At 49.0% G+C, this 18,636-nt stretch carries 16 protein-coding genes; 7 read left to right on the forward strand and 9 right to left on the reverse strand.

All coding sequences use genetic code 11. The features are described 5' to 3' along the window. Window positions 1-15 precede the first annotated feature (15 nt). Entirely contained in the window at window positions 16-2,091 is a 2,076-nt protein-coding gene (locus tag ACSR9A_RS08710; protein ID WP_473756737.1) for an endo-1,4-beta-xylanase, read from the reverse strand. Window positions 2,092-2,212: 121 nt separating this feature from the next. On the opposite strand from ACSR9A_RS08710, the gene ACSR9A_RS08715 reads away from it, so the two are divergent. From ACSR9A_RS08715 to ACSR9A_RS08725, 3 genes are all read left to right on the forward strand, one after another. Further along, window positions 2,213-3,499, forward strand: a complete 1,287-nt coding sequence (locus ACSR9A_RS08715) for an XRE family transcriptional regulator (RefSeq protein WP_473756739.1) — start codon at window positions 2,213-2,215, stop codon at window positions 3,497-3,499. A 242-nt stretch (window positions 3,500-3,741) separates the two neighbouring features. Continuing rightward, window positions 3,742-4,161: a hypothetical protein gene (locus tag ACSR9A_RS08720; RefSeq protein ID WP_473756741.1), complete on the forward strand. Its 420-nt coding sequence runs from the start codon at window positions 3,742-3,744 to the stop codon at window positions 4,159-4,161. 68 nt (window positions 4,162-4,229) lie between these two features. After that, complete coding sequence (locus ACSR9A_RS08725; RefSeq protein ID WP_473756742.1) at window positions 4,230-5,024, forward strand: hypothetical protein; 795 nt, start codon at window positions 4,230-4,232, stop codon at window positions 5,022-5,024. An 8-nt stretch (window positions 5,025-5,032) separates the two neighbouring features. On the opposite strand, the gene ACSR9A_RS08730 is transcribed toward ACSR9A_RS08725, so the two are convergent. The 3 genes from ACSR9A_RS08730 to ACSR9A_RS08740 form a co-directional block, all read right to left on the reverse strand. Next, entirely contained in the window at window positions 5,033-6,010 is a 978-nt protein-coding gene (locus tag ACSR9A_RS08730; RefSeq protein WP_473756744.1) for a hypothetical protein, read from the reverse strand. Beyond that, window positions 5,971-6,582, reverse strand: a complete 612-nt coding sequence (locus tag ACSR9A_RS08735; RefSeq protein WP_473756746.1) for an RNA polymerase sigma factor — start codon at window positions 6,580-6,582, stop codon at window positions 5,971-5,973. Before ACSR9A_RS08735 ends, ACSR9A_RS08730 begins: the two co-directional genes overlap by 40 nt. A gap of 64 nt (window positions 6,583-6,646) precedes the next feature. Further along, entirely contained in the window at window positions 6,647-7,099 is a 453-nt protein-coding gene (locus ACSR9A_RS08740; protein WP_473756748.1) for a MarR family winged helix-turn-helix transcriptional regulator, read from the reverse strand. Window positions 7,100-7,216: 117 nt separating this feature from the next. Here ACSR9A_RS08740 and ACSR9A_RS08745 point away from each other — a divergent pair, with 117 nt between their 5' ends. Together ACSR9A_RS08745 and ACSR9A_RS08750 are read left to right on the forward strand one after the other, a co-directional pair. Further along, window positions 7,217-7,690 carry a GNAT family N-acetyltransferase gene (locus ACSR9A_RS08745; protein WP_473756750.1) on the forward strand — a complete coding sequence of 158 codons (474 nt, stop codon included), beginning with the start codon at window positions 7,217-7,219 and terminating at the stop codon, window positions 7,688-7,690. Beyond that, a complete protein-coding gene (locus ACSR9A_RS08750; protein ID WP_473756752.1) occupies window positions 7,687-8,298 on the forward strand; it encodes a YczE/YyaS/YitT family protein in 612 nt (203 codons plus the stop codon). The genes ACSR9A_RS08745 and ACSR9A_RS08750 overlap by 4 nt, the downstream gene beginning before the upstream one ends. A 100-nt stretch (window positions 8,299-8,398) precedes the next feature. Here ACSR9A_RS08750 and ACSR9A_RS08755 read toward each other — a convergent pair whose 3' ends face one another. After that, complete coding sequence (locus tag ACSR9A_RS08755) at window positions 8,399-9,487, reverse strand: pentapeptide repeat-containing protein (protein WP_473756755.1); 1,089 nt, start codon at window positions 9,485-9,487, stop codon at window positions 8,399-8,401. 234 nt (window positions 9,488-9,721) lie between these two features. Between ACSR9A_RS08755 and ACSR9A_RS08760 the strand changes: the two genes are divergently transcribed. Then, on the forward strand, window positions 9,722-10,108 hold the full coding sequence (locus ACSR9A_RS08760; protein WP_473756757.1) for a GH12 family glycosyl hydrolase domain-containing protein: 387 nt from the start codon (window positions 9,722-9,724) through the stop codon (window positions 10,106-10,108). Between the two features lie 90 nt (window positions 10,109-10,198). On the opposite strand, the gene ACSR9A_RS08765 is transcribed toward ACSR9A_RS08760, so the two are convergent. The 4 genes from ACSR9A_RS08765 to ACSR9A_RS08780 all read right to left on the reverse strand — a co-directional run bounded on the left by ACSR9A_RS08765 (window position 10,199) and on the right by ACSR9A_RS08780 (window position 16,689). Next, window positions 10,199-10,765: a TetR/AcrR family transcriptional regulator gene (locus ACSR9A_RS08765; protein ID WP_473756759.1), complete on the reverse strand. Its 567-nt coding sequence runs from the start codon at window positions 10,763-10,765 to the stop codon at window positions 10,199-10,201. A gap of 248 nt (window positions 10,766-11,013) precedes the next feature. Beyond that, window positions 11,014-14,232, reverse strand: coding sequence for a bifunctional cytochrome P450/NADPH--P450 reductase (locus tag ACSR9A_RS08770; RefSeq protein WP_473756760.1), 3,219 nt, complete (start codon window positions 14,230-14,232; stop codon window positions 11,014-11,016). A gap of 703 nt (window positions 14,233-14,935) precedes the next feature. Continuing rightward, the gene (locus ACSR9A_RS08775) at window positions 14,936-15,355 is read right to left on the reverse strand and encodes a VOC family protein (RefSeq protein ID WP_473756762.1); all 420 of its coding nucleotides are present in this window, start codon (window positions 15,353-15,355) and stop codon (window positions 14,936-14,938) included. Window positions 15,356-15,402: 47 nt separating this feature from the next. After that, on the reverse strand, window positions 15,403-16,689 hold the full coding sequence (locus tag ACSR9A_RS08780) for an MDR family MFS transporter (RefSeq protein WP_473756763.1): 1,287 nt from the start codon (window positions 16,687-16,689) through the stop codon (window positions 15,403-15,405). Between the two features lie 134 nt (window positions 16,690-16,823). Between ACSR9A_RS08780 and ACSR9A_RS08785 the strand changes: the two genes are divergently transcribed. Continuing rightward, on the forward strand, window positions 16,824-18,599 hold the full coding sequence (locus tag ACSR9A_RS08785; RefSeq protein WP_473756764.1) for an ABC transporter substrate-binding protein: 1,776 nt from the start codon (window positions 16,824-16,826) through the stop codon (window positions 18,597-18,599). Window positions 18,600-18,636 lie beyond the last annotated feature (37 nt).

Raw genomic sequence — 18,636 nt, forward strand, 5'->3', positions numbered from 1 at the left:
ATTGCCAAACAAGCCTTATTTCGGCATATCAGCCAGCCAGACCGCTCCCAGCTTGCTCACCGAATCGCTCGGCCAAGCGCTGTCGTTCCAATAGATTGGCTCGCTTGCGCCGGACGATCCATCTATGATTTTGACTTCAAACCCAATTTCCCGTCCGTTTGCCCCCTTGATCGCTTTCCAAGGAATGACCGTTTCTACTATATAGCCGGTGGAGAGCGCTCTGGTTACATAAGAATAACTGCCCTTCTGATGATTCAGACGAGGAAAGCTCAGCCGTCTTACTTCTGCTCCATTATCGCTGCCCTCCTGCCCATTCTCCTGTACATACAGCTCCACCTGATCAGCATCATCGCTTGTTTTATCGGCTACAATGACCTGTACATACAAATTTGTCCCATCCCATAGCGTTTTGAAGCTCGACTTCTCGCTTCCTGTCTGCGTAAGCTGGGAGGACACCGCTTGATCCCATATTTGATCAACTGACTGCTGCACTCTTGGTGAAGCTCTTAAAGCAACTGTGCGGCTTTGCGGGTCTGACGGCAGAAGCGACGAATCCGCGACTCCCCAATAAGCTGGCTTAGCCTGCAGCTCCGTATCGAATAGCAGCGCCTGATTGTTGTACGTCTTCTCATCCTGCACCCCCCAGAAGGTCACAGAAGAGATCGATTTGCTGTATTTTTTATAAAGCCCCAGCAGCTCCTTGTAACGGTATGCCTGCTGTACGGCAATCGCCTCCGGCATTGCGGTTCCGAAGCTGATCCGGGTGTCGATGTCCAGCTCCGTAATTTGAAGGTCCAAGCCGAGTCCGGCATACAGCTTGATCGTTTTCTCGATTTCCTGCGTCGATGGCGACTCCAGCTTATAATGCGATTGCAGCCCTACGCCATCAATAAGTCCCTTGCTCTTAAGACGCTTGAGCAGCTGATAAATTTGCTGCCGCTTTTGCGGTGTTTCCGTCCCATAGTCATTGTAATAAAGCTTGGCCGATGGATCGGCAGCACGCGCAAATTCAAACGCTTTGTCAATGTAATCCGGTCCGATCGTTTTATACCACGACGTTTGGCGAAGCCCGTTTTTATCGCCGCCTGTATCCGCGATCGCCTCATTGACGACATCCCATGCATACACCTTGCCCTTGTAGCGCTTCATGACCTTCTCGATATATTGCTTCATACGAGATAGCGCCAGTGTTCGGCTAGCTGGCTTGCCATTATTGTCCCAATACATCCATTCCGCCGCATCGGTATGCCAGATGAGCGCATGGCCGCGCACCACCATATCATTCGCCTCGGCAAAGCGGACGTAACGATCCGCTGCCGCAAACGCATATTGCCCCTGCTTGGGCGCCAGAAACTTTGGCTTCATCTCGTAGGTTGCGGTTAAGCTGTTAAAATGCTTTTTGAGCAAATCCCCGTAGATGCCTTCCATTTGCCACGGATATACCGCCGCTCCAATTGTAAAATCGTCTTTATAAACCTCCTTTATTGCCGGAATATTGTCCTCTATCGCCATGTCGGAGATAACCGCTATCGATACATCATCCACATAAAAAGCTGTCGTATCGATTGTATCATCCGTTATGTAAGGCGTTTCCAGGTACAGTTTCAGCTCGGATGGGGTGTCTCCATGAAGAAACGTTCCCTTGAGCTCATGCCACTGCTGCCACTCCTCCTTCTTGATTGTCATTTGCTTAAGCGGGCTCCAGCTTGCCGCTCCCGAATTTTTATAAACGGTTAATTGCATCGTTATGTCCTTGGCCGGCTTTTCCTTCAGCTTAATATAAGCCAATATTTCATATTCTTTATTAGGGAGCAGCTGCTTCCTAATATCGAGCATGGGACCATTATAGGTACGCTTTCGCCCCTCTACCAGCATGCTCCCGCTGCCGGTGTTCGCCTCCTGCTTGCTGAGGCTAAGCTTCTCGTGTCCGATTCTGGCTTTCCAGCCCTGCAGGCTGCCGTCTTCAAAATCGCTGCGGAGTACAATCTGTGGAACCTTGTCCGCTATAACAGCATTGGAGAAGGGAATGGCCGCGCCTATAAAAAGCGACATCACCATCCATGAAGCCAATATTCGTTTTTTGAACTGCATTTTTGTCCTCCTTCTAGTCGTTAGCATCGGGTTATTCCCCTTGGAGCTTGGGGTAAGTTACTATTATAAGATAAATGATGCAACCAGAAGGGCTAGATGAAAGATTATTAACCTGAGGAGGATGAATTTGCTAAAAGAACGGGTTGAGTTTCTATGTAAAAAACGCGGCTTAGCACGCAAGGAATTGGTCGAGGGGCTGGTGACGCAAGCGCATTTTGCAAATATTTTAGCGGAACGGTATCCGTTTGCCGATGATTTAGCTGAGCTGATTGCCAGCCGCCTTGCCGTCTCTTCTGAGTATTTAATCCATGCCGCCTTGCAGGATGAAGCCACGCTTGAAAGGACTGAGGAGATTTTCGCCCGGCTGTCGCAGCCGGTTTCAACGCTGACTGAGACGGATGTCAATGAACTCGATGACAAAAATGACGCATTAACGATTGAGCTGACTACCGCACTAATGAAAGCCATCTATTATCAGCAAATGAATGATGGCGATGCTTATGACTATATTCATCGCACTTATCTTCATTATTATTTAGAGAAGTTTGGACGCGCCGACGACCCGAACTTGCCTATTCCGCTCAAGAAGGCGCTATTTTTGTATAAAATCCAGCATTACCGCTCCAAAAATCAATATTTCGAAGCGTTAAGCAATAGCAAGCGGTTAAGTGCACTTGTGGAAGAAGGCTCGGAACTCTGGTTAACGGTACAAAACTTTCTAATGGAAGCCTCTGTTTACAGCAAGCAATATGAATCGGCTAAAGCGATTTATGAGCAAACGATGCAGCATGTGTACAGCGAACGGCTGTATCATCGATTGTCCAGCCAGCATCTTGCCTACAGCGGCTATTGCTTTGCGATGGGTCTTTATCAGGAGGCTCTGCTCGCTTTGTCGATGGCTGAAGCCCATCTCGTCTATACGCCGAGCCCTGGTGACCTGTTTCCGTCCATTATGAATAATCGCATCATTATGCTGACACTTCAGGGGGAGCTGGACAAAGCATCCGATGAAATATCCCGCTTTGAGGAGCTCGCGCAGCAGGAAACGGACGAAACCAAGCAGCTGCTTCTGCCGCTTCTACTGATCTATCGCTGCGAGGTGGCCTTCACCTCCAAAAACTGGGGCCTACTTTCGCAAGGACTTAGCTTGCTTGCCAGCTACTCGCTGACGGAGGATCAGCAAATGACTACCGTATTTTATGAAAGCCAGCTTGCCTTGTCGAGCGATAAAAAGGAAGCTTTTATGGATGCAGCCTTATCCTGCCTGCCCTATTTCGAGCAGACCCAGCAGACGATGCGTTTGGAGCCGCTTTATGAGACGCTCGCTGTGGCCTCCGAAGACGGTCGCCGCTACAAGGAATCAGCGCTGTATTACCGCAAATTGGTCTATTTATTGCGAAATAAATAGGCGGAACAGGGCGGCAGCCACAGCGAATGCCGCAAAACAATCGGTACTGCGGCTCATTGAATCGCTGAAACCGGCTGTTTTTTTGCATAAAGCCCCATCCGACACAAAAAAACGGCCTTTTTTCGCTGCTCAAGCTTCGTTTTTTAAGATTTGTTTACATGTGCCGGATTGTATTGAACGGATTTCCAGCCTGCCTCATACTTAAATTAAGCTACAAAATACGATGAGAACGAGGTGTTGTTATGTTTAACTTATTCGGAAAGAAGAAAAGCAAAGAAGAGGCTTTGGAGTATGCGGATAAGAAGCTTAACAAGGGATTCACCGGCATGATGATGAAAGGTTTTGTCCCTAAGGAGCATCGCGATATGATGAATCAAAGCTTGAATCAAGCAAAGCAGGCGCATATGGCGTCTACTGGCGCTATTCCTATTGCCGCAACTGCGACCGTGCTTTCGATAACAGATACGGGCAAGCTCGTTAACTTCGATCCGATTGTCATTCTTGCGCTTAATGTCACCGAATCAGATGGACGCAGCTATCAGAAAACGATGGAAACCCTCGTCTCCAAGCTGCAAATTCCGCGCCCCGGCGATCAAATTGGGCTCGGCCAAAACCCCGCCAATCCTTCCGAGCTGATTTACATGGGGCTCCTGACACCATAAGCCACCAGGCACCGGATTACAGACCATGTCATGGTCAACGGAAAAACCAAGTAGGGGGAATGATTGCTATGCATAAATGGATTAGATGGGTTGGCATTATACAAATGGCCGCATTTGGCCTATATGCAGCTATCGCTTATTCGATTTGGCAGAACCCTTTTTATTGGATCGGGATGCCGCTCTTCATCCTATTTATGGCGGAAGGCCTCGGCATGGTTATTTTATCAAGATTATTCAATCTTAGAATGGAGCAGCAAAAAATAAAGGACGGCGAACCTGCCGTAGGACTTATAACAAGCGCTATGCAAACGGGCGTTTATATAAATGAGCAGCCGCAGCTGCACTTTAAGCTGCTAGTAACGAGAAAAGGTGGCGCGCAATATACTACCGAGCTGAAAGCAGTCATTTCTTTGTTGTCGCTGGACAATTTTAAAGCAGGGGCTGTCGTGCCCCTGCTTGTCTCCCAGCAAGACAGAAACAAAGTCGCTTTTGCCTGGGAAGGTCAGGTCGCCACCTCGGATATTCAAGCCTTAATGAATGAGCAGCTAATCAAGCAAGACGTATCCACCGAGCTGCTCGAAGTATCGCGCAGCGGCGAACACGCCTATGCCAAAGTGCTGGATGCCACTCCGCTCGGCAGCACGCCGAACGACAAGCTTAAGCTGCGGCTGGATCTGGCGATAACGAAGGCGGATGGGGATACGTTTCAAGTAACAACGACGAAGGAGATAAGGGATTCTATGCTAGCCCGTCTGCAGCCAGGCACAATCATTAAAGTCACCTACGCTCCGTCCGATCCGTCTAAAATTGTCCTCGTCCTGCCAGCAGAGCCCGCTGATTTAAAGCAAACGTTCGGCTTCTAAACCTGAGCCTATTTAAGCACTTTAATCCATTCGCCAGCGAGCGTAAGCAGTTCAGCTTTCGTTAAATGCTTATTCCCGCGGTCTGTAAGCATATAAAAAGCATCCTGATTCTCGTCGTACCACTGGGCATAATGATAGTTGAATATCTCGCTAGTCCGCTTATTATATATTACTTCTATTCCCTCTACCTTGATCTTCTCGGCATTTTGATTGGCAGGCAACGATAAGTATACATCACCGCCATGCAAAGGATTCTTGGTTAATTCCGACTTATAATGCCCCTTGGTATAGATCGCGCTTACCACGTCCGATTTATTCCAAGGCACAGCCTTCATGAATAGCTTCTTTCCATCTGCTCCAGCAGCGGCCTGCTCCTTCAGCTCAGACAGCACTTGCTTATATGCCGCCGTCTGCTTGTCCGCATCGGTAGAAGGCAGATAAGCAGCTACTTTGCCGGAAACAAAGCTGTAGCCATTCAGCTTCTGGGGCAGTAGCTGCGCACCCGTCCGATTTGCCTCCTGCGCAAAGGCCGTATAAGCTTCTAACGGCTTTTCTTTATAGGTGTACAGCACTCGATCTTCTTTCCCTTTTACATAAAAAGCAACCATCTCGCCCGGCTTGGCGAAGTTTTGGGCCTTGTACAAATAGTTATTATACGCCTCGTTTTCTGCGCTGCCCGGTTGCGGCGTTATGGCATCGATTGTCTGAACCTTAATTTCGCCAGCCGCATTGCGAATTTCAATATACTGGCTTGCCGCATAGGCACTTACCGATAGCAAGAGCAGCAGCATGAGCGCTCCGCTGAAAGCAGTCGTGCGCTTCATTACGGGACGCATGAAGGCCCCTCGTCCCTTCCTGCCCACTGCAGCTCCCCGTGAAATTCGCTCCATCACAGCTTCAGTCACATTGATAGCTGGGAGCCTTCCATTTGCTGCGGCTCTGCTCGTTATATCGTCGTATTCATGATCGAAGCGGATTCGCTCCATGCCTCTTCCCCCTTCTCTAGCAGCTGCTGTTTGATCCTTTGCTTAATGCGGCTCATTCTTTTTTTCAGCGCATCCGGATTTTTCCCCATAATGACCCCAAGCTCCGCATACGATTTCTCCTCGAACACTCGTAAAACAAGCAAATTACGCTCCTCCAGTGACAATTTAGCAAGAGCCGCCGCAAGCGCTGGCGTATACAGCCGATTGTCCATTTCCTCTTCCGCGCTTGCGGCTGTCATTTCGCTTGGCCGAAACAAACGCAGCCAATGCTTTTGCAGACGCTGCCTTCGCAGCAAATTAAGACAGTGATGATAGGCAATGCGGTACAGCCAGGCTGAAAAATGCACCTTGGGTGCATAACCCTCTATCGCCTCATACGCTTTTACAAAAATATCCTGTACCGCATCCTCTGCGTCCTGCCGACTCCCCAGCATCCGCCAGCAATAATGGTAAAGCGGCTGCTGAAAAGCTTGTACGACCGCAGCGTAATGCTCCGTCTCCCCTGCCTGAACAGCGGTGATCAGCCGTTCCAGCTCCGATGCCTCCAATTGATTATGATGCGATGTGAGCACCTCCTTCTTGGTTTGTATACTCTCTATAACACCTGACGCCCAAGAAAGGTGACCACAGGCCGCATTAATATTTGCGTTTATTTCCCTTTTTCACAAACTCCCAATCCACTTCAATATTTTTTCTCACCCGCTGCAGAAGCTGATGCATATTATCCGCTTCCTCCGGCGAAAGTCCGGACAATGCAACCGCATTGGAATGCTCGCCTTCTCGCTTTAGAAATGGATAAACGGCTTCTCCTTTTTCCGTCGGGAACAGTTTTTTGATTTTTTTATTGCTGTCATCGTCTTTTTTCTCGATCAAGCCTTGCTCCTCCAGCTTCTGGATAGCTCGGGCAGCAGTCGTTCGATCTACCTTGATCATTTCAGCCAGCTTTTCCTGAATGATGCCCGGATTTTCACAAATGCGCACCACATATAAATACTGCCCTTTTGTCAGATCAAATTGTTTAAATTCAATATTGCTAATCGAATCCAAAGCCCGAGCAATCATGCCGATTTCACGAAGAATGTCTTTCATTGTTCTCACTGCCCCTCATTTTCTTTTTGTTGCATTTACAACAAAATTGAATTCATTTATACTATTAAAAAGCTTTAAAGCTAGCACTTATACCTATATAGAAAAGGACTGAGGCAGTTGTATTCAAGCATGATACAAACGCAAGCTGATTTAACCATTGCTTTGCATATCCGGCAGCTCGTTTTCGTCGAAGAGCAAGGCACACCCTTGCAGGATGAATATGATGAATTCGACGATTATGAAGCGCTGAAGGATCGCGTGCAGCATATTTTAGTTTATTATAACGAAAAACCGGTCGGAACTGGACGTTTAAGAACAGTAGACAGTTTCGCTAAGCTTGAGCGCATCTGTCTTTTGCCAGCTTATCGGAAATTTGGGCTGGGAAAAGTAATCGTTCATACGTTAGAGGAAATAGCGAAGGGGCTCGGTTATACACGGTTTAAATTGCATGGGCAGCAGCAAGCAGAGGGCTTTTATCATAAGCTGGGCTATCAAACCGTCTCGGACCTATTCATGGAGGACGGGATTCCGCATGTTTTAATGGTAAAAGCATTAGCTTCCGAGGGCTCTGGAAAAGACGGGGTACTGTGAAATATTTCTTTTATGCGACTGGCATTTTAATGATGTCTCTCGGCATCGCCCTTACGATTGAATCGGGCTTTGGAGCATCGCCGTTTGATGCGCTTCTCGTTGGCCTGGCTGGCCAGGTCGGGCTTACGGTGGGCAGCTGGGAAATCCTTATTGCGCTTATCATGATCGGCAGCAATGCGGTATTTTCCAAAACAAGGCCTGAATTTAAAGGCTTGCTCACCGCTTTTATTGCCGGTCTCGGCATCGATTTTTGGCTTTATGTGCTGCAGACGTTCGCCCATCCGGAAATGTGGCTCAGCAGGCTATCGTTTCTGATACTCGGCTTACTTATCATTGGAGCAGGCATCGCCTGTTATTTGCAAACGAAGGTTGCACCGATTCCTATGGATCGCTTAATGCTCATCATTCGGGATAGAAGCGGCATGAGCATTCTGCTTTCCCGAACGTTGATCCAGCTCTTTTTCTTATTGATGGCCTTTCTATTTCATGGCCCCATAGGGATTGGAACATTATTAACCGTCTGCCTGGGCGGAATAATCCTGCAGTTTTTTATGCCTTATGCGGCAAAGCTAATTCCAGCTGGCAAGAGCAGCAGCTCTGACCAATGAGCCTTTTCGACCATCCATAAAAAAAGTCTTGAAGCGCAAACACTGCGCCTCAAGACTTTGGTTATTTCTGTTAGCTTATGAATTCCCTCCAGTGCTCGCTTTAGTCAACCCACCGTATGCTATGAATCTGTTCCGCTGAAAAGCTGTAGCTGTCTTTTATTTGACGGGAAAATAACGCATGCTGCAGGTTTGCTCCTTCAAAGCTGGTCCGGCCAAAGGTCGCCCCGATGAAGCTCGCCCCTTCCAGATCGGCATGATCGAAGCGCACACCCATCAGTCCCGTTCTAAGGCGGTCTCTCGGCTCATGGCCGCTCACATAATCAAACACGGCTCCGCGCAAATCGGCATGGCGAAAATCCGCTTCCGGCAGCGACGAATAGCGAAAATCCGACTCGGGTGCCAGGCAGCCGTTCCATCTTGTACCCATTAAATCACAGCGCTGAAAACGACTTCCCTGCAAATGGCTTCCGCTGAAATCCGCATATCGCAAATCATTTGATTCCGTTCGCACCTGGGGCAGCATCAGATTACGGTAGCACCCATAAGCAATGCTGCTTGCCTTGCTCTCCTCCAGCCGCCTGCGAATTTCCTTTACATCCTGCAAGCCTTGATAATCGACCAGCACATCCTCGCTCAGATCTGTATATTCGCCAATGCTGATACGCAAAGCGAGCTCTCGCTTAATGGACTTATATTCCTCCAGCATAATAGCTTCCGGCATAGCTGCCCGCAGCAAGGCAACCGCAAATAAATGATAACAGCCCACTGCTTTCTGCATCATCGCTTCAAATTCCGTAGACTTGGCGGATTCCCCAAATCCTTCGTACGATTCGGTCATTTCCTGAATAAATGCCGGCAGCGAATGATATAGCCAAGCAGCATCATATTCCTCAAACAGCGGTGCCGAATTTTCATACCATCTTTCCGAATACGCTTCAATGAAATAACAGGAATGATCCATCATCGACCTGCGCAGCAAGCAAAAATGGATAAGCGAAATCGGGCCTTTTTGATCCGAGTCCTGCATTTCCCTAATTCGTAAGCATATACGCTTGAAGGTTTCCAGAAACTGATCGATCCACTGCTCCTGATGACGCTGAAGCTCCTCTTCTATCGCAGTCATTTTCTGGTCCAGCGCCGGGAGAAATTGATGCTCATAAAAATATTGCACAATGTTCTTGTTATTCATCTTCACACGCATCCTTCCAATAACAAGGAATTCCACCCTATAATTAACTTCGGATTTCGTGCGAGAAAACTTTAGTTTTTAGGGCAAAATGCCCAGGAAACTTCAAATTTTCTTTTTTCAAGGATACCTCATATTAACAGTTACCCTAAAAATAGTATGATTAAATCACTAATTATCAGGGTGTTAACTATCTCCATATATTGCTAAAATACTAAATGAAAGCGCTTCACAAAATTGATAGCTATTCGGCTGCACAGCACAGGAACGGCGACATGGAGCAGCACGCCAACGGAGGAAATTATGATTTGGAACCGCTGGACAAGCGGAGTTGGCCCTATTGGCGGGCTTGTTGCCTCCAACGTTTCCATAGGCGGACAGGGCTATGACGTTTACCGCGGGGAAATTACCGACAATGGGGTGCAGCAATGGTGGGTCTATTCCTTCCTCAAACGGACGCAGACGGATCATTTCACAATTAATGTGAAAAACTTTACCGATTATCTCGTTGGCAAAAGCTATTTCCCAACAACCCGCTACGTCAGCAGCATAGAATACGGCACCGAAATTACAAATGGCAGCGGTCAGCTTAATTATTCGAACTACTACGCAAACGTTCAATAACCTTTATTATAGAACGAGCAAGCGGCTCTCTCGTCCCCCCTAATACGGCGCAGAGGGCCGTTTTGCTGTGCTTGGCTGTTCTAGCATCCATCATGGGGTTTTAAAACCATGGTAGAATGTATCCACGACCAATGCCGCTGCGGATTTTCTGGCAATATCCCCGCTAACGACTTGCTGCCACGTCAGAAATAGGAGTGAATACAGGACATTCACAATCCAGTTTTTGTCTACATCATGGCGAAAATAACCTTTTTGCTGCAACAAACCGATAGCATGCAGCACGGGTTCCCTCAGCTTCTGATCTGCTCCAATAATTTCCTCGTTATAATTAATGGTTGTATCGTGGGCAATGAAGTGCAGCTTGTCCCCTAACGGAATGAGCGCTTCAATGAGCATCGGGATGTAGTTTTCACAATTATCCTCATCCAGTGGAATACCGCGCATGGTTTCACTAACAACCTCGATTGCACGCAGGCCCAAATAAATCATCAATTGCTCTCTGCTTTCCACATATCGATGCAGCGTAGCGATTCCGATTCCTGCCGAATCTGCAATTTCATTCATCGACGCATTTGGCTTCTCAATAAGCAGCTTGGTCGCTTCATCCAGAATGGAGTTAAGCCTCGTTTGCTTGATTGATGACATTTCTGTTCTCATCTTATTACACTCCTTGGAGAGTATTATTCTATAATTGATTCCCATTCCAATCAAATAGTAGGGTATTACCATGAAATTATAGCATAACCGCGAATGCAATTGACTGTTTCATAATTGAATCCCCCTATTAATGACCGCCTCTTCACAGCTAAAATATATCCCCGGAGATATGACATGCTATAGTATGATCTCCAGGGATGACGTTTCGGCATTAGCTTTCATTTGTCTTTACATTATGCTGCTGTATATTATGACGCTGCCGGTTTGGAATTGCCAGCCCATACATCCTTGACATACCGACTGTCCTGCTCTAGCTGTTCGAGCCAGCGCTCACCTGCCTCCGTACTTGCTCCATGCCTTTCCTGATAAGCAGCCTTTAATGTCTCTTCCACAGCAGGAGCCATTTGGCTGCCATCACCACATACATAGATTTTTCCATGTTGATCCATGAGATCCATAAGTGGTGAAGACACTTGTTTCATTAAATCCTGTACATAGGTTTTGGGTTCGCTAACCACGCGCGAGAAAGCGGTATGCAGTTTAACAATCCCCTCCTGCTCGAACTGGGTCAGCTCAGCTCGATACAGGAAATCCATCTCGTTCCTGCACCCATAGAACAGATGGGCTTCTCCGAGCGCCACCCCTTGCTTTTTCAGGACAGATCTAGCCTGCAAAAATCCTCTGAACGGAGCAACTCCCGTCCCTGGCCCGATCATGATGATTGGAGCAGTTGCCTCTTCTGGCAGTCTAAATCCAGATTCCGGCGTCTGTACAAATATTAGAACACGGTCGCCTGGTGCACGTTCCGCCAAATAAGTAGAGGCGACCCCCGCATACTCTCCTTTGCCGCTCCATGCCTGATCCTTAACGACGCCTACCGTAATACTAACCTCTCTCGGATGGAGCAGCGGAGAACTGGATATAGAGTAATACCTCGGCTTCAGCGGAGGCAGCAATTCCAGCAGCCTGACAAAAGGAAGCTCGCAGGCTTCATATTGTTCAAGCAGCTCCAGCATCGTTACTCGATTGCCTAAGATATACGGGGTGTAGCGCTCATCCTCCATCATGGCCTCCAGCTCACGACGATGTGGCGGGCAGACAGTATGGACAGCCAACTCCTGCAGCTGAGCACGAGTAACTGGCATCTGAATTTCCACACAGGATTGAATCAACTCACGTACATTGACGGATCGATCAAGAGGCAGATGGGCCAGATGTGAACCTTCGGTGCTTAAGCAAATCATTTCGCTGCCGTCCATGCCAAACCGCTTCAGAATGCGGTCTACATTTATATCCCGGTTAAGAGGCAGCACGCCGATGTGATCACCCTCGTGATAGCTGATGCCTTCGGGAAGGAGAAGCTCGATATGGCGAGTGCTGCGTCCACTTTCAGAGGCTTGCAGCTCCCGGTTATTTTGGACAGTCGCATAGGCGGCTTGATAGGTTTTCTCGTAAGGCACTTGAGACGGCCCCTCAACAAATTGCAGCTGAAGCGTACTTGGATTTGCCGTTTCAATATGATTCATCTGTATTCCCAGCGCGTCCGTAACCGCTGGCCACATCCCATCCATCCACTCCTTGACCTGCTGTTCCATATCGCCCCCTGCATCAACTTCACCCCGGGATACAAGTCTTTCGGCACCGATGGCATCCAGCTTTTCATCTATAAAGCGTGGAATGCTCTGGTACGTTCCCGACCAGGACCGGTCTCCGCAGCCTAATACCGCATACCGAACAGCTTGCCCCACATCTGTTCCGGCCCCCTTCAGCCATTCTACAAATGCCGACGCATTGTAAGGAGCCTTGCCGTTGTATGAAGCCGTAACGATAATGACGATGCCTTGCCCTTGCAGTCGTCCACTCCATTCATTAAGTGGAGCTGCTTCACTTTGGATGCCGTAACCAAGAGCCGTACTCGTGATCTGATGGGCAATGCTTTCCGCTGCACCCAGATTTGAGCCATATAATACAAGCAGCGATCCATTGCCGCTCGGCGTTCCGACTATGCTTGGTACAACCTTATCCGCAGCACTAGATGGAGAATCCACAGGTTTTGTTCCCAGCACGCCTGTTATCCCTACGGTTCCCCTGGTGGATACCTGCTGACGGTGCCCCACTCGAATCCGGAAATCACCGGGCTTCAGCGTCAGAGTCTGCTTAACGTCCAATGTGTAGTTGTCGTAATCAATCAAGTCGAAATGCTTCAGTACCATACCCAGTACTAATGTGGCTTCATAGAGGGCAAACTGCATGCCGATGCAGGCGCGTTCACCATTCCCAAAAGGCTTGTAAGCATGATGGGGAACCTTGGTCGAATCTTCAAACCGCTCAGGCCGAAAAAGATCTGCATCCTCTCCCCATGCAGCCGGATCGCGGTGAAGCTGAGGCAATAGCACACTGAGACTCTGTCCCTTGGGGATGGGATACTTCCCGCCAATGATCGTGTCCTCTCTGGCATAAACGTCAAATCCTGGAGCGGTCGGCCACAACCGCAGCGATTCATTTAATATCAGACGGATGTAGTTAAGCTGAAGAACCTCCTCATATAGCGGGGTGGGACTTGTCAGCACGCGGTCTACTTCTTCCTGAGCCTTCGCGAGCACTTCCGGATGCTTCAGCAGGAAATAAACAGCAAAGGATAGCAGACCACTCGTTGTTTCATGACCTGCAATCAGAAACGTAATGATCTGATGACGAATGTTTTCGTTATCCAGCATTTCTCCGGTTTCCGGGTCCTTGCCTTCCAGCATGCGTGCCAATAAATCCGTCTGTCCCGGCTCCGCGCTTGCCTTTCGTTCGGCAATGATCTTATCCACCAGCGTAAACATCGTCTGAATGTCCTCTTCAAAACGGCGTTTTGTTTTGACCATCAACATATTTTGAATTTTCATTCGCGAGCCTCTGAGCATCGCTTCGTTCAATGCTCGGACCATGCTTTGGACAAACGGGGCATGATCTTCCCGGTAAAAGCTGTTGAATCGATAATTGAATCCACAAAGTCCGATCGTATCCAGCGTCAGCCGGGTCATATCATCGGCTACATCGATGGTGTCCTGCGGGTTCAGCCGTGCCCACTTGAGTATTAACTGCTCGGCGATGTCAATCATCATGGAGTGATATCCCTTCATCGCCTGCTTGCTGAACGTGGGCAGCAGTATGTTGTGCGCTTTTCTCCAGTTAGGCTCATGCGTCCAGCTTGTAAACAGCCCGTCGCCGCCGAATGCGCGAACGTTCTGCAGCTCGTTGTATACATATTTGTCAAATCGGGTCACATCGCATACCTCGGCCACGAGCTCATGGCCTGAGACGATTAAACTTGATAGTCCCGGTGCAGTAAATTTGAAAATAGGTCCGTATTTTTCTGCCAAAGCTCCAAGGGATAAGGTTGGCGAGTCTACGTCAATCAAAGGCAAATTGCCTAGCGGACCATACGTTGGGGGGTGGGGAATAGAGATTTTGTCTTGCATCTTCTATCATTCCTCTCTTTATGTGTTGAAAAATATTAATGAAAGTTCATCGCTTCAGTTGTTGAATCCCTGCACAAAAATAGATTTGGCGGACTCAGCAGCCGTTATTTCAACTGAGTCATGGGTTAAGGCACTGGATGCGGACTCAGAAGCCGCTAATAAGCTGTAAATGACTATTTCGACGGGATAATGAGAGTCATAGCGGATTTCCTGTCCGCTTACAGCCTGAAATCAGTGAAAAAGCTTGAATAGCGTTACCTCAGTCCTCCAATCAAGGAGCGAGCATCCCAAACTGCTTAGCCTCAGCAGCAATTGTAAGCTGAGGTTCACCAGCTCTGAAGCGCCAGATGAGATTGGTCCCAGAGAAACGATAGGCAGGTTGTAGCAGGTTATCCTCAGTTTGCATACACGCCCTAGCCATACTTGTTCAGCATTGAAAATATATGAGAAAATAAAGTTATCAATTGATAGTATTAACTATCAATTGATAATAGTATAATTCCTTTAATTTAAATTTTCAACTTTAACTGTATTTTTGAATACTTGTCTTTCTGGGAAACACAGGCAGCGGGAAATATCTTGGTTAACCTATAAAAAAAAGCTTTGCTCACCCATAGATACAAGTAAGCAAAGCTTTCAGAGCGGCTTTTTTTTGATTTCTCCAAATCATGTTTCTTTAGTTCAACCTTCCAGTAGCCCACAATCAGCTCAGTCCAGACGTGTTTTGCAGCACGATACGATAGCCGTCGGGATCGGCGATGGTGATGCCTTTTTGCTTCCAGTAAGGGTTTTCCGGCTCCACCTCAGGGTAGCCCAGCTCCAATAGCCGCTTGGCGATAATTAACTGCTGCTCGCGATCCTCAATGTAGAACACTAGCAGATTATCCTCAGATGGTCGTGCGAGCGGCGCCCCCGAGACATGCTGTGTAAACTCCAAATGGTAGTCCGCCCCCGGCAGGCCGAACATCAAACCATCGTATCCGTCATGCCCCTCGAAGGAGCCAATTCGCAATAGGCCCAGCCCCTGTTCATAAAAGGCAGCCACCTCAGCCAATTGGTTCGTCGGCCTTGCTACTCTGAATTGTACAGCCGGCATCGCGCCAGCCCATTGTTTTTTACTCATGCTGTACAACCTCCTTTATATTCTTCGCTTACAACAGCCATTCACTTCTAAACCTTTGCAGCCGTCGGTGCTGAACCTTGCGGACGCGACTCCCCTGGCGAAAGCCGCTGAAATACATAATGCGTCAGCAGCAGCCCCGTCATGCCCATAACGAAAATGATCATGGCCATGTAGCTGGAGTGCAGCACAGCACCAAGACTGATGCCAATAGCGCCGAAAGCGCCAGCAAACTGCCCAAGCAGGCCATTCACCGCTAAATACGAGCTTCGCGCATGATCCTTCACAATACCAGCCAAATAAGCTTGTCTAATCGGCGTAAACATGAGCTCGCCAACCGTCGCTCCCAGCATCGATATGAGCAGCAGCCACACGGAGTTGCTGAAGCCGACGATCGTAAAGCCGAGCGTATACAAAATAACGCCAATATACATTATTCGTGCCGGACGGAAACGGCGGACAAAGCTGGCTGCCCAGATCGCTAGGCAGACGATGATGAGCGTGTTCTCGACCTGCAGCAGACTGACAAGCCTAATGCCTGTCAGGTCAAAGGTGAAATTGTCCAGCATGGACAGCTGCTGGGGCTCGAACTCTTTTTGCAGGCGGACGCTAATGTAGTTGTACAAGTGAATTTCCAGCGAGCGAATGAGCATCCCGCTGACACTGTAGATAATAAACAGCTTGTCCTGCGCCACCAGCTTGTAATTCAGCACCATATTGCGAATGGGGCCGTTGCCACTGTACTGCAGCCTGCTTTCCGCATCTGGAAAATGAGTTTCCCGAATTAAAAATAACGTCAGCATAAGCGTAGCCAGGCTCGCTAGCCCCATAATCATAAACAGCTCGGTCCGATGCGTCGCAAACAGAAAGCCGCCGATCGGTGCGCCAATCGAAATCGATAAATTGATCGCCCAGAAGTTAATGCTATAAATAAAAGCGCGATTTTCCTTTGTGCTGACGTCAATCAGCATGGCCTCGGCCGCTGGATTGAACATGCCATTGCAAAGACTAAGCAGCAGCATCATGGAGAAGGTCAGCCAAGTGGAATCAAGAAATGGCGAGTTGGCAAGCGTCATGACAAGGACGGAAATAAAGCGGATCATTTGGGCGTATGCCATTACCTTTTTTCGTCCATAACGATCTGCCATGTAGCCGCCGTACAGGCTCGCTGTAATTTGCACGAGCAAATTAATGAGCAGCAGAAGGCCCGCAATCCCCGCCCCCAGCCGCTGGGTAAAATAAATCGCCATAAACGGCAAGATCATCGCCTCTACGCAGCGGGTCAGGAAGGTCGTCAAAATCCGAATTTTAATATTGCGATCAAGCTGCATAAACATGATGGTTCTCCCCTCTCTCTATAGTAGACTTAATTTTAGCTGGGAAAACGAGAATAAAAAGAGTAAGATTGAAATTAAAATTTCACCTTTTATGGGCAGCGCTTGCGCCAGCCTGAGCAAAGGACGGTTAGAATATGAAACATAAGGAGCATTATATTAGCCTGCTGTTATCGCTGCCCGGCAAACAGCATAAGGGTGCAGCAATACCGATTTCGATCGGCGAGCTGACGGAGGTGCTGAACTGTACGCCACGCAACGTCAAGCTTGTACTGCGCAGGCTGGTGGAGGAAGGCTTTGTCGCATGGAGCGCAGGGGTGGGACGCGGCCATATTTCGCAATTAACGGTTATCCGCGGGCTGGAGGATGTGTTGACGGAGCATTTTAACGAGCTGCTGGCTAAGGGGAAAATGAAGGAGGCCATCGATTTCATCTCCAGCCACGAGCTGCCTCCTGCTTTGCGTGACAAGCTGCGCGCCATGCTTGAAAATCGTATGGGCTTCCAGCTGGAGCAGGCAGGTGCCGCCAATCTTGATGTGCTTCGGGTGACCGTGACGAGGAAGCTCGGCATCTTCGACCCGGCTTTTGCTTTTACCGTTACCGAGGTGTTTCTACTGGAGCAAATCTACAGCCGCCTGATCGACTTTGATTCGGCGTCGCAGCGCTTCCTGCCTTCGCTTGCCCATGCCTGGGAAAGCAATGACGACTACACGGCATGGTCCTTTTATTTGCGCAAAGGAGTCCGCTTCCATCATGGACAACTCCTAACCGCGGAGGATGTGCGGTTCACGCTGGAGCGTTTGCGTGAGGTGCATTCTCCCTCCTGCTGGCAATACGAGGACATTGCAGGCATTGAGATCGTCAGCGATTATTGCCTAATCTTCAGGCTGCGGCAGCCAAACCCGTTTCTGCTGCATTTTCTCAGCTGCGCGACCATGTCGATTTTGCCGCATGATGTGGCATTCTCCGAGCAGAAGATGCTTGGGACAGGCTCCTTCAAGCTGGTGGAAAATGCAGCGCAGGTGCTGCGGCTTGAAGCCTTCGACCACTACTTTCGCGAGCGGGCCTGGCTTGACCTTGTGGAAATCTGGCATATTCCTTCAGATGCCCCGCGGGAGCGGCAATTTTCCTTGCCGCATATGGATGCCGCATCCGGAGATCATGCCACGGAAAATAATAGAGCGATGGATTCCTTGCTTGATGGCTGCCGCTATTTAATTTTCAACTTCAGCATGCCGGGCATTCAGCACCAGTCCTCCTTCCGCCAAGCGCTGCGGCTGTTGCTTGACCGCGAACTGCTGATTGCGGAGCTCGGAGGCAATCGCGCCGTACCCGCAAACAGCTTTCTTGTCGCCAGCAGTGAGCTGGCTTCATATGAATCTGGTTCGCTGGCTGATGCAGAGGCGCTGCTTCGGGAAAGTGGCTATGCCGGAGAAGTCATTCAGCTGTATCATCACGGCAGGCCTGTTGAACAGCAGGATATGCTTTGGCTGCAGCAGCGGGCAGCTGCTATTGGCCTTCGCCTGAAACTCCATCCCTATGTCATTGCAGAGGTCTCGCCGCAAAAGCTAGCGCAAACTGCCCATTTGATGCTGGCAACTGAAATACTGGAAAATGATACAGAAGTGGGCCTGCTTCGGCTTTTCTATAATGAAGACAGCAATTTGCATCATTTTCTGACTATGGAGCAGCGAAAGCAGCTGCGGAGCATCCTCGCCCGCTACGTCAGCCTCCCTTCCGCAGCCGAGCGCGCCCAAATTGTAGAGGAAGCCGAGCAATGGCTGCGGCAGGACAACTGGCTGCTGTACCTTTATCATTCCCGGTTCCAGACGCAGCTGCCGCTAGCCCTTCAAGGCCTGGCTATCGACTCCTTCGGCTGGCTGGATTTTTCTAAACTATGGATTAAAAAATAAGAGGGTATCTGGCGGTATTTCAGCTAGCCCCCTCCGT

The sequence above is a fragment of the Paenibacillus sp. R-74696 genome, from assembly GCF_055814915.1.

Bases quoted from the DNA above. Each gene is read 5' to 3' on its own strand.
- ACSR9A_RS08725 (WP_473756742.1), top strand. From the start codon at position 4,230: ATGCATAAATGGATTAGATGGGTTGGCATTATACAAATGGCCGCATTT.
- ACSR9A_RS08770 (WP_473756760.1), bottom strand. From the start codon at position 14,232: ATGCAAGACAAAATCTCTATTCCCCACCCCCCAACGTATGGTCCGCTA.
- ACSR9A_RS08775 (WP_473756762.1), bottom strand. From the start codon at position 15,355: ATGAGTAAAAAACAATGGGCTGGCGCGATGCCGGCTGTACAATTCAGA.
- ACSR9A_RS08765 (WP_473756759.1), bottom strand. From the start codon at position 10,765: ATGAGAACAGAAATGTCATCAATCAAGCAAACGAGGCTTAACTCCATT.
- ACSR9A_RS08730 (WP_473756744.1), bottom strand. From the start codon at position 6,010: ATGGAGCGAATCCGCTTCGATCATGAATACGACGATATAACGAGCAGA.
- ACSR9A_RS08740 (WP_473756748.1), bottom strand. From the start codon at position 7,099: ATGAAAGACATTCTTCGTGAAATCGGCATGATTGCTCGGGCTTTGGAT.
- ACSR9A_RS08720 (WP_473756741.1), top strand. From the start codon at position 3,742: ATGTTTAACTTATTCGGAAAGAAGAAAAGCAAAGAAGAGGCTTTGGAG.
- ACSR9A_RS08715 (WP_473756739.1), top strand. From the start codon at position 2,213: ATGAATTTGCTAAAAGAACGGGTTGAGTTTCTATGTAAAAAACGCGGC.
- ACSR9A_RS08780 (WP_473756763.1), bottom strand. From the start codon at position 16,689: ATGTTTATGCAGCTTGATCGCAATATTAAAATTCGGATTTTGACGACC.
- ACSR9A_RS08755 (WP_473756755.1), bottom strand. From the start codon at position 9,487: ATGAATAACAAGAACATTGTGCAATATTTTTATGAGCATCAATTTCTC.
- ACSR9A_RS08710 (WP_473756737.1), bottom strand. From the start codon at position 2,091: ATGCAGTTCAAAAAACGAATATTGGCTTCATGGATGGTGATGTCGCTT.
- ACSR9A_RS08785 (WP_473756764.1), top strand. From the start codon at position 16,824: ATGAAACATAAGGAGCATTATATTAGCCTGCTGTTATCGCTGCCCGGC.